The sequence below is a fragment of the Halomonas sp. YLGW01 genome, from assembly GCF_014840935.1.
GTDB lineage: Bacteria > Pseudomonadota > Gammaproteobacteria > Pseudomonadales > Halomonadaceae > Onishia.
The window spans coordinates 1,646,935-1,660,834 of the sequence record NZ_CP062005.1 but is presented as its reverse complement, the minus strand read 5'-3'; the positions used below and the strand labels follow the sequence as shown (position 1 = coordinate 1,660,834).

Genomic DNA, 13,900 nt, shown 5'->3' with positions numbered 1-13,900 from the left:
AGTGGGCCTAGTCACAAGCTAATCGCGCCTGGAGGACGGTGCAACACCGTTCCGGGATCAGATGACGGGCGTCAGGTTCTCGGCCCCCTGCTCGGTGACGAGGACATTGTCCTCGATGCGCACCCCTCCATGGGGTGCCAACGCGTCCACCACGCACCAGTCGACATCTTGCCCGGCCGGCGACTGGCGCAATGGGTTCAGGAGCATCGGGATCACATAGCAGCCCGGCTCCATGGTCACGACCATGCCGGCCTCCAGCGGCCGCGTCAGCCGTAATGCAGGATGCTCGGCGGGGGGCGGAAGCGGGGCGCCCTCAGCGCTCGTTCGTCCCCCTACATCATGAACCTGCAGACCCAGCAGGTGCCCCAGGCCATGGGGGCAGAAGGCTCGAGTGATGCCCTGGTCGACGGCGGCTGCAGCGCTGCAGCGGGTCAGCCCCAACTCGCCGAGCAGTGTCCCCAATGCCTGGTGCATGCGGCCATGAAGATCCGGGTAGTCGACACCCGGTGCCATGGCGTCGATCAGCCCCCGCTGCAGGGACGTGACGCCCTCGATCAGACCGGCGAAGACATCGCTTGCATCGCCGCCGGCCCAGGTGCGGGTGATGTCGGCGGCGTAGCCCCGGTAGCGATGTCCGGCATCCACCAGCAAACCATGATGATCGGCGGCGGGAACGACATCATAGTGCTGATAGTGCAGCACGGCGGCATGGCGATTGACGCCCACGATATTCTGATAGGGCAGGTCGGATTCCCGCTGACGACTGGCGCCGAGGTAGGCGAGCTGGATATCCAGTTCGGCCCCGCCGTCGAAGAAGGCATCCCGGGCGGCGCGGTGGCCAAGCCCCGCGCACCTGTTGGCCTCGCGCAGGCAGGCGATCTCATAGGCGCTCTTGCGCACGCGGCCCTCATCCAGCGCTTGGGTCAGTGCGGCGGGATTGAGCTCGGCGCCCAGCGCACGAGCGGTCTCATCATCGACCTCGCCCAGCACCGCAAAGCGGCCGGCCGGCAGGCGAGGTGGCGTGTCGGTCGTGACTCGCTCGATCGCCAGGGTCTCGACCCAGGCTTCCTCCGGCAGCGTGGTGCCCAGATGCCAGAAGTCCTCGGGGGCGTGCAGTTGCAGCCGCGGCCTCTGTCCCGGACGCACCAGCAGCCAGCTGTGCGCCAGCCCCTGGAGGGGCACCCAATGCTGGAAGTGACCATAGGTGGCGAAGCTCGCGTGTTGGTCATCGCCGAAGTGGCGATGCGGGTGGCCGCTGTAGAGCAGCACACCATCGAAGCCGTTGGCCGCCAGGGCGTCTCCGTAGGCGCGCTGGAGCGCCCCCAGATGATCGAGGTGGTGTTGTTCGAGTGTCGGGTGCATGACGTCGCTCACTTGGGTTTGGAAAAGGAAAGAAGGGCGGCTCAGCACGTGCTCGTGTCAACGGTCGACCAGAACTGCTCGAGCCCGCTTTGCCGGGCCTCGCGATGGCGATAGAGCCGCACTTCCAGGGGAATGCTCCAGGGGGCGTCGCCCGCCGGCATGAGGCGCTTGGCGGACAGGTCCTCGCGGACCATGCCCTCCGGCACCCAACCCAGGCCATGCCCCAGGCACACCAGCTCCCTGACATTCCCGCTTTGCACGCTCTCCGCCAGCACATTGAAGTGACAGCGTTCGGGCAGACGGGCCAGGTGATCGTCGATGGTCGCCTGCATCAGGCCCTGGGCATGGTAGGCGATCAAGGGCTGGGGCGCGCGCCGTTCGCTAGGCAGTGTGAAGCGGGGACGGCCGAAGCCGTCCGGCACCGTGAGCGGCACCAGCCGCTCGTGCCCGATCACCTTGTATTCGAAGGCCTGGGTATCGAGTTCGAGGGGACTGCGGCCGACGGGCCAGTAACTGACGGCAAGATCGCATTCACCACGCTCCAGGGCCTGGAAATAGTCGGGCACCAGCCAGGAGGTGGCCCGCAGGTTAAGCTGAATCGGCGGGTCCGGTGCCTGCTGTTCAAGCCAGGCGGGCAGGAAATACGACAACAGGCCCTGGGGAGCCGCCAGAAGAAGACGGCGCGACTGTACCTCGTTCAGACGCGCGATCCGTTCGCGGGTGAGCCTGATGCGATCGGTGGTCTGCTCGCAGAGCGCCAGGAACTCCTCGCCAGCGGGGGTGAGTGACAGCGGGAGAGTCTGGCGATTGATCAGCGTCGTTCCCATCTCCTCCTCGAGCAGCTTGATGCGGCGCGAGAAGGTTGGCTGGGTGACGTTCTGTTCATCCGCGGCCCGCGAGAAGTGTCGTGTACGGGCCAGGGCAATGAAGTCTTCCAGCCAACGTAATTCCATAGGGTTCCAGTCGTCTGACGAGAGCTTTCGAGTCGTGGCGCCCGGGAGCGTTGACCGCCACCCGGGCCATCGGCCTCAGAGGCGGCCTTCCTCGACGCCGTGACAGGCTACCCGAGCTCCGTCCTCGACGTCGATCAGTGTCGGTACTTCCTTGCGGCAACGCTCGTTGGCATGCGGACAGCGGCCGTGGAAGACGCACCCGGAGGGCAGCCTCACCGGGGTCGGCACCTCCCCCTCGAGGCGGATGTGCTGCGGGCGATCATCCTCCAGTCGGGGGATCGCGGACAACAGAGCCTTGGTATAGGGATGGCGCGGCCGGGCAAAGAGGGTGCCGGTCGGCGCGATCTCGCACACGGTTCCCAGGTACATGACGGCGACGCGGGTGCCGAAGTGTTCCACCACGGCAAGATCGTGGGTGATGAACAGGTAGGTCAGGTTACGCTGCTGCTGCGCCTCCATCATCAAGTTGAGTACCTGCGCCTGGATCGACACGTCCAGTGCCGAGATCGGTTCGTCGGCAACGATGAACTCGGGGTCGACGGCCAGGGCACGAGCAATGGCGATGCGTTGCCGCTGGCCACCGGAGAACTCGTGTCCGAAGCGCTTGCCCCAGTCCGGGTCGATCCCCACCGAGGCCATCACATCGCGCACCTGATCCTGCACCTGCTGCGTCGTCCAGTCCGGGTGATGCAGGCGAATCGGCTCCTCGAGCGTCTGCTGAATGGTCATCCGCGGGTTGAGCGAGGCATAGGGGTTCTGGAAGATCATCTGCATGCGCTGGCGATAGGGCAGCAGTTCCTTGGTGGACAGATGATCGATACGCGCCCCGTCATAATGGATCTCGCCGCGACTCGGGGACAGCAGGCCCATCACGGTGCGTGCCACCGTGGACTTGCCGCAGCCGGACTCGCCCACCACGCACAGGGCCTCTCCCCGGCGGATATCCAGGTCGACGCCATTGATGGCGTGAACGTGCTCCTGCTCGCGCACCAGCTTTCCGCCCTTGAACTTGAGCTGCTCGAGAAAATCACCGGACAGGGAGAAGCGCTTGTGAAGGTTGCGGATCTCCAGCAGCGGAGCGGCGGCTTCGGTCGAGGAGTGGCCGTCGGTATCGCGTTCGTTGAGGGCAGCGCTCATTGGATCTCCTCCCGGGAGTCTTGCCGTTGATGTTCGACCAGTTCGGCGACCATGTGGCAGGCCACCCGGCAGTTACCTGAGTCGACGAAGGTGGGGACCTGCTCCAGGCAGGCCCGGCGGGGCGTGCCTTCGGCGTCCTTGACGAAGGCGCAACGCGGATGGAAGGCGCAGCCGCTTGGCAGGTTCGACAGCGACGGCATGCTGCCGGGGATCTGGTTGAGGCGCGAGCCGGGAGTGGCCATCTGCGGCAGGGCGTTGATCAGCCCCTGGGTATAGGGATGCTGAGGATCGTTGATGATCTCGCGGGTCGGCCCCTGCTCGATCACTCGACCGGCATACATCACCAGCATGCGCTGGGTCACCTGGCTGACCACGCCCAGATCATGAGTGATCAGCACCAGGCCCACATTGTGCTTCTCGCACAGTTCCAGCAGCAGATCCATGATCTCGGCCTGGATGGTCACGTCCAGCGCCGTGGTCGGCTCGTCGGCGATGATGATGTCCGGGTCGAGCAGCAGGGCGATGGCGATGATCACGCGCTGCCGCATGCCCCCGGAGAGCTCATGGGGGTACTGATCGAGACGCGTCTCCGGGGAGGGGATCTGTACCTGATTGAGCTTGTGCAGCGCGATCGCCCGGGCTTCGCGGGTCGAAATGCGGCGATGGGCCTTGAGGCATTCGACCATCTGTTCGCCGATCGACAGCACCGGGTTCAGCGTCATCATCGGATCCTGAAAGATCATCGAGATGCGGTTGCCGCGGATGCGACGCAGGCCGCGATCCTTCATGGACGACAGGTCCTGGCCGTCGAAGGTGATGCTGCCGCCGGCGATGTAGCCGGGCTTGGCGATCAGATTCAATAGGCTGAAGGCGGCCACCGACTTGCCGGCGCCGGACTCGCCGACGATGCCCAGGCGTTCGCCGCGATCCAGGGTGAAGCAGACGTCACGCAGGGCGCGCACGTCGCCGCCACGCAGGGCGAAGCGAACATCGAGGTTGTTGACTTCCAAGAGTGCCATGTGTGACTCCTCAGCCCTTGTAGAGACGTGGATTGAGGACATCGCGCAGCCAGTCGCCCAGCAGGTTGATGACCAGCACGAGAATGACCAGCACCGCCCCGGGAATCAGGGTGATCCACCAGGAGCCTGACTGGATGTAGTCGAAGCCCGACTTGATCAGGGAGCCAAGCGACGGGTGCGTCTCGGGCATGCCGAGACCGAGGAAGGACAGCGCGGCCTCGGAGATGATGGCGTTGGCCACCTGCACCGTCGAGATGACGAAGATCGGCGACAGGGTGTTGGGCAGGATATGGCGGAACATGATGCGCCGACTCTTGAGTCCCATGACGCGCGCCGCATCGACATACTCCTTGCTGCGCTCGGCCAGCACCGAGGCGCGCACGGTACGGGCATACTGCGGCCATTCGGCCAGGCCGATGATCAGCACCAGCAGCGGCACCGCATATTCGCTGAAGGTCGCGCCGCCGAAGATCGCCTTGACCAGGGCGCCGACGATGATCGCCACCATCAGGGTCGAGAAGGACAGCTGAATATCGGCGAGGCGCATCAGGAAGGCATCCACGCGACCGCCCAGGTAGCCGGCCATCAGGCCAAAGCTCACCCCGAGCGCGGCCTGCATCAGCACGGCCCCGAAGCCGATGATCAACGAGACCCGGGCGCCGTAGAGGATCGTGGAGAGCAGATCCCGCCCCTGGGCATCGGTACCCATCAGGTAGGCGGGATCGCTGCCGTCGACCCAGAAGGGCGGCAGCTCGGAGGCCAGGATATCGATCTGGGCCAGATCGTAGGGATTGGCCGGCGCCAGCCAGGGGGCGAAGACGGCGGCGAACACCAGGGCCACGAACAGCAGGAGGCTGATCTGCGCCACCAGGTCGCGCTTGAAGCTGTACAGCAGGTAGGAATCACGAAAGCGTGCCCACCGGCCGGGAACGATTGTCTCACTCATGACGTTCTCTCTTGTCCTTCGCTCAGGCGGGCTTGCCGGTGAGCTTGACGGTGGGGTTGACCAGGCCATAGATCAGATCGACCAGGGTGTTGGTGATCACGAAGATCAGGCCGACGATCATCAGGTAGGTCACGATCAGCGGGATGTCCGAACGTTCGATGGCGTTGAGGAACATCAGACCCATGCCCGGCCACTGGAATACCGTCTCGGTCAGGATGGTGTAGGCCACCAGGGTGCCGATCTGTACGCCTCCCACGGTGATCACCGGCAGCATGGTGTTCTTGAGCGCATGCACGAAGTAGATGCGGCGCAGCGAGATGCCCTTGGCTCGGGCGAATTTCACATACTCTGACTGCAACACCTCGAGCATCTCGGCGCGAATCAGGCGGATGAACAGCGGCAGCATGATCGAGGCCAGGGAGATGGACGGCAGCACCAGGTAGGTCAGGCTCTCGAAGGAAGCGAAATTGGTGTACCAGGTGCCCACCACATGGGTCGGGTCGCCACGACCATAGGCCGGCATGCCGCCTTCTGTGGAGAGCAGACCGTTGAGCCAGGCGCCCCAGCCCGTATCGGCGGGAAAGGGGGACACACTGACGCCGATGGCGAAGAGCTGGATCAGCACGATGGCGGTCAGGAACACCGGAATGGAGATGCCTACGATCGAGACGCCCATGAAGGCCCGCGACAGCCAGGCTCTGGGCTTGATGGCGCTATAGACTCCGATCGGCACCGACAGCAGGATGATCAGGAAGGTGGTCGCCGCCACCAGCTCCAAGGTCGCCGGCAGGTGACGCATGATCACCTCAGTAGTGGGCTCGTTGAAGGTGTAGGAGTAGCCGAAGTCGAACTGAGCCGCATTCTTGGCGAAGCGCAGATACTGGAGATAGAAGGGGTCGTTAAGCCCGAGTTCCTCACGCAGTACCTCGCGCTCGCTCTCGGGCACCGACTGGCCCACCATCTGCTGGATAGGATCGCCCAGGTTGTCCTGGATGGCGAAGCTGATCACGCTGATGACGAACATCACCAACAGGGCGTGATACAGGCGCTTGATCAGAAAGGCAATCATGGATTGCGTCCTGTAGACATGGGATCGCCGACCCACGCCCCGGCGGGGCGCACGTAGACGACGCTAGCGAGTGAGATGCCGGCCCCGGGTGGGGCCGGCACGGCTGGCGAGGATTACTCCTCGATGACCAGATCCCCGAGGTAGGGGAAGTTCATGACGTTGAGGATCGGCTCGATGTCGACATTCGAGGCAGATGCCCAGGCCAGGTCCTGCCAGTGCAGCGGGATGAAGGCCGCCTCGTCATAGAGGGTCTGCTCGAGCTGCTGGAGCATCTCGGCGCGCTTGGCCAGGTCGACTTCCAGGTTGGCCTCGGCGACCAGCTTGTCGAGCTCCGGGTTGCAATAGTTGCCGGCGTTGTACTGACCGGCGCCGGTTTCGGCATCCGGGCAAGCGGTGAGGTACTCGTGGAAGTTCGCGGTGTCCTCGGTATCGGCATGCCAGCCGATCATCATCATGTCGGCCACGCGGTCGTCATACTCGCCCCAGTACTGCGCCTTGGGCAGCGTCTTCAGGTCGACCGTGATGTTGAGACGGGCCAGCATGGCGGCCACCGCCTGGGCGATCTTGGCATCGTTCACGTAGCGGTTGTTGGGGGCCATCATGGTGATGGAGAAGCCGTCCTCATAGCCGGCCTCGGCCATCAGCTGCTTGGCCTTCTCCAGGTCATAGCGGGGCGCGAGGCTTTCCACGTGTCCGGCATAGCCTGCCGGCGACATCTGGGCCGCCGGGGTGGCGAAGCCCTTCATCAGGCGATCGGCGATGCCTTCCTGGTTGATGGCATAGGCGATGGCCTGACGCACGCGGGGATCCTGAAAGGCCTCGACGCGTTCCTGGTTCATGTGGAACAGAATGATCCGGGTCCCGGACATGGTGACCAGCTGGACGTCCTCGTCATCGCGGATACGGTCCAGGTCGTTGGGCGGCACCGGGGCGATGAAATCGACATCCCCGGAAAGCAGGGCGGCCACGCGGGTGGCGTTCTCGCTGATGGGGGTCATGACGATCTTGTCGACGTTGCCCGGAGAGGCCTCGTCCCAGTAGTTCTCATTGCGCTCGAAAGCGAGGCGCACGCCCTGCTGGCGTTCGGTGACCTCGAAGGGGCCGGTGCCGGACAGGTGGCGCGAGGCGTAGGAGTTGCCGTTCTTGACGATCTCGTCCTTCGGGTCGCCGTCGGCATCGGTGCCACTGTAGTACTGGCTATCCATCGGGAAGATATAGGTCGCCAGATTCAGCAGCAGCGGGTAGGGCGCCTTGGTGGTGAGCTCCACGGTATGGCTGTCGACCGCGGTGACCTCGGCGACCGGTTCGAAGATCGCCTTGAAGTCCGGGCTCTGCTTGAGACGCTCGATGGTCCACACCACGTCGTCGGCGGTGAAGGCATTGCCGCTGTGGAATTCGACGCCTTCCCGCAGCGTCATGCGCATGGTGGTGTCATCGACCTGTTCCCAACCGGTGGCAAGGCGGGGCTCGAATTCGAGATCCTGGGTCCAGCGCACCAGCGGATCGAAGCTCATGTGGGACAACTGCAGGATGCCACCGGAGAGCTGCTCATGGATATCGAGCGAGACCGGGTCGGCATCGTAGGCCATGCGCAGCGTTGTGTCGGCGGCGGCAGTGGCCGGCAGCAGGGCAGCGGCACTCATCGTGGCCCCGATCGTGGCGGCCAGCAGGGTTTTGCGGAAGATCATGTAGGTCCCCAATTCTGATTGTTGTCGACTGCGTTATGAGGTTGTTGTGCAGCCCCGCAGGGGCAAGGGCTCTGCAACACCTTAGAGAGTCGCGACAAACGGGGACAATCGAAATTTCGAGAGGCGTCATGCGCCCGACGAATCAGCCGGTGCATGACAGGTGTGAAGCAGGAGGTTAATCGGCCGGGTCGGCAGGCACCAAGCGATCGACGCGATACAGCTGCGGCACCTGATCGAGGCCTTGCACGGTGCAAGCCAGGTCGGTCACGCGCCCGTCGTTCAGCCCATAGACCCAGCCGTGCACCGCCAGTGGCTGGCCCCGCTGCCAGGCGCGCTGAATAATCTTGGTCCGGCAGAGGTTATCGACCTGGGACTTGACGTTGAGCTCGCACATGCGATCGACCTGCTGCTCGAGGGGCAGCGACTCCAAGGCACCGCGATGACGACTGTAAAGTTCTCGCACGCTGTGCAACCAGTAGTCGACGATCCCACATTCGCCTCCGGAGACGGCGGCCTTGATGCCACCGCAGCCATAGTGACCCACAATCATGATGTGCTTGACCTCAAGCACATCCACCGCGTACTGCACCACCGACAGGGCATTCATGTCGTTGTGATGCAAGAGGTTGGCGACGTTACGATGGACAAAGACCTCGCCGGGCGGCAGGTCGATGATCTGGTTCGCTGGCACCCGAGAGTCCGAGCACCCTATCCAGAGATAATCCGGATTCTGCTGCTCCGAGAGACGGGTAAAGAACTCGGGATCCTGCTCCTGTACTCCCTGGGCCCAATCGCGATTGCGTTCCAGCAGTTGCTGTATGTCATCCATCATCGTGGTCGAACCCTTGTCTCGGCGGTCGCTGTATCGTCGGCGCGTCGTTTCGTGTCGCTGCCATGCGGTCATGGTGGTACCTCCCGGCAGCCACTCATCACTGTTATCATCCTCGCATCGCTTTTTCGGTTCCAGTATTCAGGAGATCAATGTGTCCCAGTTCGATTACGACCTCTTCGTCATTGGCGCAGGGTCCGGCGGTGTTCGTGCCGCCCGCACCGCTGCCGCCACGGGTGCTCGGGTCGCCATCGCGGAAGACCGCTATCTCGGCGGCACCTGCGTCAACGTGGGCTGCGTGCCCAAGAAACTGTATTCCTACGCGGCGCACTTCCAGGAGGCCTTCCACGACAGCGCCGGCTTCGGCTGGCAGCTTCCGCAGGCGCCGCGGTTCGACTGGGCGACCCTGCGCGACAACAAGATCGAGGAGATCAAGCGCCTCAACGGCATCTACGGTCGCCTGCTCGACAACGCCAACGTGCGCCTGATCAACGGCCGTGCCACGGTGGTCGATGCTCACCATGTCGAGGTCAACGGCGACACCATCAGCGCCGAGAAGATTCTGGTCGCCACAGGCGGCTGGCCCTGGGTGCCGGACTTCCCGGGCAACGAACATGTGCTGAATTCCAACCAGGTCTTCGACCTGGACAGTTTCCCCGAGCGCTTCCTGGTCCTGGGCGGGGGGTACATCGCTGTCGAGTTCGCCAGCATCTTCAATGGCCTGGGCAGCGAATCGCATCTGGTCTATCGAGGCGAGCTCTTCCTGCGCGGTTTCGACCGCGAAGTGCGCGAGTTCACCCGTGACGAGATGGCCAAGAAGGGCGTCAACCTGCACTTCGAGACCAACATCGAACGCATCGATGTCGAGGGCGATGCCTACCGAGTCACTCTGACCAGCGGCGAGACGCTCGAGGTCGACGCCGTGCTGTCGGCTACCGGCCGCAAGCCTCACCTCGCAGGCCTGGGTCTCGACAAGCTCGATATCGCCCTCGAGAGGGACGGCAAGATCGCCATCAACGAGCGCTTCGAGACCTCGACGCCGTCGATCCTGGCATTGGGTGACGTGACGAGCGGTCCGGAGCTGACGCCGGTCGCTCTGGAAGAAGCCATGCAGCTCGTCCAGCACCATTACGGTGACAGCGCACCCAAGCCCCTGGACTATTCAAGCATCGCCACCGCGGTGTTCTGCCATCCGAATATCGGCACCGTGGGCCTGTCGGAAGAGGATGCCCGCGCCGAATACGAGGCGATCCGCGTCTATGTCGCCGACTTCAAGCCGATGAAGCACACCCTGTCCGGCAGTGACGAGCGCTGCTTGATGAAGCTGATCGTCGACGATGCCAGCGACCGCGTGCTGGGGGCCCACATGGTGGGCGAGGACGCCGGCGAACTGATCCAGGGTATCGCCATTGCCGTGCGCGCCCGCCTGACCAAGGCCGACTTCGATGCCACCGTGGGTATTCATCCCACCGGTGCCGAAGAGTTTGTCACCATGCGCAGCGTGACGCGACGCTGAAGCCGTGACCATGTCGACAGCGACATGTCTCGTTGCTCGCTAGAGTCAAAGGCCACCTCGTGCGGGGTGGCCTTTTTGTATAAACAGGGATCACGCGCAGCAGGGTGAGCTGCGCTATGCTAAATCGGTAGGTTTGCATAGGGTCAGGCCGCCGAATGCCGGGATCGGGGCAAGCCCATAATTACCCCTTATGGATTTTGCGCATCGTGATAAAGGCTTCTTTGAACTTTGCATAACCCTTTGTTATGCTCATGCGCAAATTCGCCAATAGCGAAGCATATCTATGAACGTATCGACGCAGCCCTTCACGACCTCAGCCGAGCTGGCCCGCCCAAGTGTGGCCGATGCCGTGGTGGGAAATGCCAAGACACCACTGTTCATCCGCAAGCCCAACCCGGACGACGGCTGGGGCATCTATGAGCTGGTCAAGTCCTGCCCGCCGCTGGATGTCAACTCTGCTTACGCCTACCTGCTGCTGGCCACCCAGTTTCGCGATACCTGCGCCGTAGCCACCAACGAGGAAGGCGAGATCGTCGGCTTCGTATCCGGGTACGTGAAGAGCAATGCGCCGGATACCTACTTCCTCTGGCAGGTCGCCGTGGGCGAGAAGGCACGCGGCACCGGCCTGGCGCGTCGACTCGTCGAGGCGGTGATGAGTCGTCCCGAACTCACCGATGTGCGCCATCTCGAGACAACCATCACCCCGGATAACGCCGCCTCGTGGGGGCTCTTCACCCGCCTCGCCGATCGCTGGCAAGCCCCGCTCAACAGTCGGGAATACTTCTCCACCGATCAACTCGGTGGCGAGCATGACCCGGAGAACCTCGTGCGCATCGGCCCGTTCCAGCCCGAGCGCATCTAAGCTTCACCCTCGATTTTCCGTGACAATCCGCTGCCCAAGCGGCGGATTGCCATTACTTGCGTCCCGATTTTTTCATTTTCTTTCACAAGGAGGTCAACATGCAGACCCAGATTCTCGAGCAGATGGAATCAGAGGTTCGTACCTATTCGCGTTCTTTCCCGGTCGTACTGACCAAGGCACAGGGATCGCGTCTCACAGATGAAGACGGCAAGGTATACATCGACTTCCTGGCCGGCGCCGGCACGCTCAACTACGGGCACAATCACCCGAAGCTCAAGCAGGCGATGCTGGACTATCTGGCCGATGACGGCATCGTGCATGGCCTAGACATGTGGACCAAGGCCAAGCGCGAATATCTCGAGACTCTCGACGAGCTGATCCTCAAGCCGCGTGGTCTCGAGTACAAGGTGCATCTGCCGGGCCCGACCGGTACCAACGCCGTCGAGGCGGCCATTCGCCTGGCGCGTGTGGCTACCGGTCGTCACAACATCGTGACCTTCACCAACGGCTTCCATGGCGTCACCATGGGTGCGCTGGCCACTACCGGTAACCGCAAGTTCCGCGAGGCGACCGGCGGCATTCCCACGCAAGGTGCGGCCTTCCTGCCGTTCGACGGCTATCTCGGCGAAGGCGTCGATACGCTCGATTACTTCGAGAAGATGCTCGGCGACAACTCCAGCGGCCTGGATATTCCTGCCGGCGTGATCGTCGAGACCGTGCAGGGGGAGGGTGGCATCAACCCGGCGGGTCTCGAGTGGCTCAAGCGCCTCGAGCAGATCTGTCGTGACCATGACATCCTGCTGATCGTCGACGACATCCAGGCAGGCTGTGGCCGTACCGGCAAGTTCTTCAGCTTCGAGCATGCCGGCCTCAAACCGGACATCGTCTGCAACTCCAAGTCTCTGTCCGGTTTCGGCCTGCCGTTCGCTCACGTGCTGATGCGCCCGGAGCTCGACAAGTGGAAGCCCGGCCAGTACAACGGCACCTTCCGCGGCTTCAACCTGGCCTTCGCCACCGCTACCGCCGCCATGCGCGAGTTCTGGAGCGACGATAAGCTCGAGCGCGACGTTGCTCGCAAGGGCCGCATCGTCGAAGAGCGCTTCCAGCAGCTGGCCGAGTGGCTGAGCGAAAAGGGCATTCCGGCCTCTGAGCGCGGCCGCGGTCTGATGCGCGCCCTCGACGTCGGCAACGGCGAAACCGCCGACAAGATCACCGAAGAGGCCTTCAAGCGCGGCCTGATCATCGAGACCAGCGGCCACGACGGCCAGGCCGTCAAGTGCCTGTGCCCGCTGACCATCAGCGACGAAGATTTGCTGGAAGGACTGGACATCGTCGAAGCCAGCATCAAGCATGTATTCGGGTAAGTCGACGTCAGCCACCCGATAGCTTGATGGCACAGTCCCGGGAGCCCGACCAGATCGGGTTTCCCGTCTAGTCTTTCAACAGAGGAAGTTCGTAATGATCGTTCGCAATCTCGAAGAAGCGCGCAAGACCGACCGCCTGGTAAAGGCCGAAAATGGCAACTGGGACAGCACCCGTCTCTCGCTGGCTGACGATGGCGGCCAGTGCTCCTTCCATATCACGCGTATCTTTGAAGGTACCGAGACCCACATCCACTACAAGAATCACTTCGAGGCCGTCTACTGCATCGAAGGCGAGGGCGAAGTGGAAACGCTGGCAGACGGCAAGATCTGGCCGATCAAGCCGGGCGACATCTATATCCTCGACCAGCACGACGAGCACCTGCTGCGTGCCAGCAAGACCATGCATCTCGCCTGCGTTTTCACGCCGGGCCTGACCGGCAAGGAAGTCCATCGCGAAGACGGTTCCTACGCCGCGCCCGGCGACGACAGCTGAGCCTGACGTTCGCCAAGGCATAAGAGCCGCGTAACAAAGCCCCGATGACGACGTCATCGGGGCTTTTTCGTGCTGTGGCGTTGGCTCAGGGTGATTTGTCGAAGGTCAAGGTCACCTCGCCGAGGGTCACGCCCAGCTTGGACATACGGGTACGGTTGATCAACTTGCCATCCGGTTGCAGGTACATCCAGTCGTCCATGGTGAAGGTCAGGTTGCGACCGCCCACGGCGACTTCCAGCGGGTAGTTCATATGGAAGACATGGCCGTATTGCTTGGCTTCTACCTTGCCCTCGACATCACTGGCCTGGCCGATCCAACGATGCTCGTCGACCCGCTCGAACGTCCAGACGCGGCGATCAGTGTCGCCATTGGCATAGGTGAAGTGCTCATCCAGCGTCAGCGTATCGCCCTCGACCGTGCCCGAGATATCGACGGTAAAGCGCCGCTGCACTTCGCCTGAATAGTCCTGCACCATGCCCCATGCACGCGTCTCGCCTTCGAAGTACTCGGCAATATCCAGACGCGGCTCACTGCCGGCGTAGTCTTCCACCTCCACGCCGGCACAGCCGGTCAAGGCCAGGACGAGTAACGCAAATGCCCAGAGGCGGTGTCGCTTTGATGGATGACGCATGCAATCCTCCTGATATGAAAGGTCATAGCGG

At 63.0% G+C, this 13,900-nt stretch carries 13 protein-coding genes; 4 read left to right on the top strand and 9 right to left on the bottom strand.

What is annotated here, in order from left to right:
- Nucleotides 1-57: 57 nt before the first annotated feature.
- The 8 genes from pepQ to can all read right to left on the bottom strand — a co-directional run bounded on the left by pepQ (nucleotide 58) and on the right by can (nucleotide 9,006).
- Nucleotides 58-1,362, bottom strand: coding sequence for a Xaa-Pro dipeptidase (pepQ, locus tag IEJ03_RS07690; RefSeq protein WP_192037052.1), 1,305 nt, complete (start codon nucleotides 1,360-1,362; stop codon nucleotides 58-60).
- Nucleotides 1,363-1,403: 41 nt separating this feature from the next.
- Nucleotides 1,404-2,315: a LysR family transcriptional regulator gene (locus IEJ03_RS07685; protein WP_192037051.1), complete on the bottom strand. Its 912-nt coding sequence runs from the start codon at nucleotides 2,313-2,315 to the stop codon at nucleotides 1,404-1,406.
- Between the two features lie 75 nt (nucleotides 2,316-2,390).
- A complete protein-coding gene (locus IEJ03_RS07680; protein WP_192037050.1) occupies nucleotides 2,391-3,452 on the bottom strand; it encodes an oligopeptide/dipeptide ABC transporter ATP-binding protein in 1,062 nt (353 codons plus the stop codon).
- On the bottom strand, nucleotides 3,449-4,471 hold the full coding sequence (locus IEJ03_RS07675) for an ABC transporter ATP-binding protein (RefSeq protein ID WP_192037049.1): 1,023 nt from the start codon (nucleotides 4,469-4,471) through the stop codon (nucleotides 3,449-3,451). Before IEJ03_RS07675 ends, IEJ03_RS07680 begins: the two co-directional genes overlap by 4 nt.
- A gap of 10 nt (nucleotides 4,472-4,481) precedes the next feature.
- Nucleotides 4,482-5,417 (bottom strand): ABC transporter permease, encoded by a 936-nt coding sequence (locus tag IEJ03_RS07670; protein WP_192037048.1) that lies wholly within the window; start codon nucleotides 5,415-5,417, stop codon nucleotides 4,482-4,484.
- Nucleotides 5,418-5,439: 22 nt separating this feature from the next.
- Nucleotides 5,440-6,486, bottom strand: a complete 1,047-nt coding sequence (locus tag IEJ03_RS07665) for an ABC transporter permease (protein ID WP_192037047.1) — start codon at nucleotides 6,484-6,486, stop codon at nucleotides 5,440-5,442.
- A 113-nt stretch (nucleotides 6,487-6,599) separates the two neighbouring features.
- Nucleotides 6,600-8,174 (bottom strand): ABC transporter substrate-binding protein, encoded by a 1,575-nt coding sequence (locus IEJ03_RS07660; RefSeq protein ID WP_192037046.1) that lies wholly within the window; start codon nucleotides 8,172-8,174, stop codon nucleotides 6,600-6,602.
- Between the two features lie 175 nt (nucleotides 8,175-8,349).
- A complete protein-coding gene (gene can / locus IEJ03_RS07655) occupies nucleotides 8,350-9,006 on the bottom strand; it encodes a carbonate dehydratase (protein ID WP_192037045.1) in 657 nt (218 codons plus the stop codon).
- A 151-nt stretch (nucleotides 9,007-9,157) separates the two neighbouring features.
- Here can and gorA point away from each other — a divergent pair, with 151 nt between their 5' ends.
- The 4 genes from gorA (at nucleotide 9,158) to IEJ03_RS07635 (ending at nucleotide 13,238) form a co-directional block, all read left to right on the top strand.
- Nucleotides 9,158-10,519: a glutathione-disulfide reductase gene (gene gorA / locus IEJ03_RS07650; RefSeq protein WP_242458088.1), complete on the top strand. Its 1,362-nt coding sequence runs from the start codon at nucleotides 9,158-9,160 to the stop codon at nucleotides 10,517-10,519.
- Nucleotides 10,520-10,802: 283 nt separating this feature from the next.
- Nucleotides 10,803-11,381, top strand: a complete 579-nt coding sequence (ectA, locus tag IEJ03_RS07645; RefSeq protein ID WP_192037044.1) for a diaminobutyrate acetyltransferase — start codon at nucleotides 10,803-10,805, stop codon at nucleotides 11,379-11,381.
- A 98-nt stretch (nucleotides 11,382-11,479) separates the two neighbouring features.
- Nucleotides 11,480-12,745, top strand: a complete 1,266-nt coding sequence (ectB, locus tag IEJ03_RS07640; RefSeq protein ID WP_192037043.1) for a diaminobutyrate--2-oxoglutarate transaminase — start codon at nucleotides 11,480-11,482, stop codon at nucleotides 12,743-12,745.
- A 94-nt stretch (nucleotides 12,746-12,839) separates the two neighbouring features.
- Nucleotides 12,840-13,238 carry an ectoine synthase gene (locus IEJ03_RS07635; protein WP_192037042.1) on the top strand — a complete coding sequence of 133 codons (399 nt, stop codon included), beginning with the start codon at nucleotides 12,840-12,842 and terminating at the stop codon, nucleotides 13,236-13,238.
- Between the two features lie 85 nt (nucleotides 13,239-13,323).
- Here IEJ03_RS07635 and IEJ03_RS07630 read toward each other — a convergent pair whose 3' ends face one another.
- Entirely contained in the window at nucleotides 13,324-13,869 is a 546-nt protein-coding gene (locus IEJ03_RS07630) for a DUF3833 domain-containing protein (protein WP_192037041.1), read from the bottom strand.
- Nucleotides 13,870-13,900 lie beyond the last annotated feature (31 nt).

Excerpts from the sequence above, each read along its gene's own strand:
- pepQ (WP_192037052.1), bottom strand. The coding sequence starts at position 1,362 with ATGCACCCGACACTCGAACAACACCACCTCGATCATCTGGGGGCGCTC.
- IEJ03_RS07675 (WP_192037049.1), bottom strand. The coding sequence starts at position 4,471 with ATGGCACTCTTGGAAGTCAACAACCTCGATGTTCGCTTCGCCCTGCGT.
- IEJ03_RS07685 (WP_192037051.1), bottom strand. The coding sequence starts at position 2,315 with ATGGAATTACGTTGGCTGGAAGACTTCATTGCCCTGGCCCGTACACGA.
- can (WP_192037045.1), bottom strand. The coding sequence starts at position 9,006 with ATGATGGATGACATACAGCAACTGCTGGAACGCAATCGCGATTGGGCC.
- IEJ03_RS07635 (WP_192037042.1), top strand. The coding sequence starts at position 12,840 with ATGATCGTTCGCAATCTCGAAGAAGCGCGCAAGACCGACCGCCTGGTA.
- ectA (WP_192037044.1), top strand. The coding sequence starts at position 10,803 with ATGAACGTATCGACGCAGCCCTTCACGACCTCAGCCGAGCTGGCCCGC.
- IEJ03_RS07680 (WP_192037050.1), bottom strand. The coding sequence starts at position 3,452 with ATGAGCGCTGCCCTCAACGAACGCGATACCGACGGCCACTCCTCGACC.
- IEJ03_RS07670 (WP_192037048.1), bottom strand. The coding sequence starts at position 5,417 with ATGAGTGAGACAATCGTTCCCGGCCGGTGGGCACGCTTTCGTGATTCC.
- IEJ03_RS07665 (WP_192037047.1), bottom strand. The coding sequence starts at position 6,486 with ATGATTGCCTTTCTGATCAAGCGCCTGTATCACGCCCTGTTGGTGATG.
- ectB (WP_192037043.1), top strand. The coding sequence starts at position 11,480 with ATGCAGACCCAGATTCTCGAGCAGATGGAATCAGAGGTTCGTACCTAT.
- IEJ03_RS07630 (WP_192037041.1), bottom strand. The coding sequence starts at position 13,869 with ATGCGTCATCCATCAAAGCGACACCGCCTCTGGGCATTTGCGTTACTC.
- IEJ03_RS07660 (WP_192037046.1), bottom strand. The coding sequence starts at position 8,174 with ATGATCTTCCGCAAAACCCTGCTGGCCGCCACGATCGGGGCCACGATG.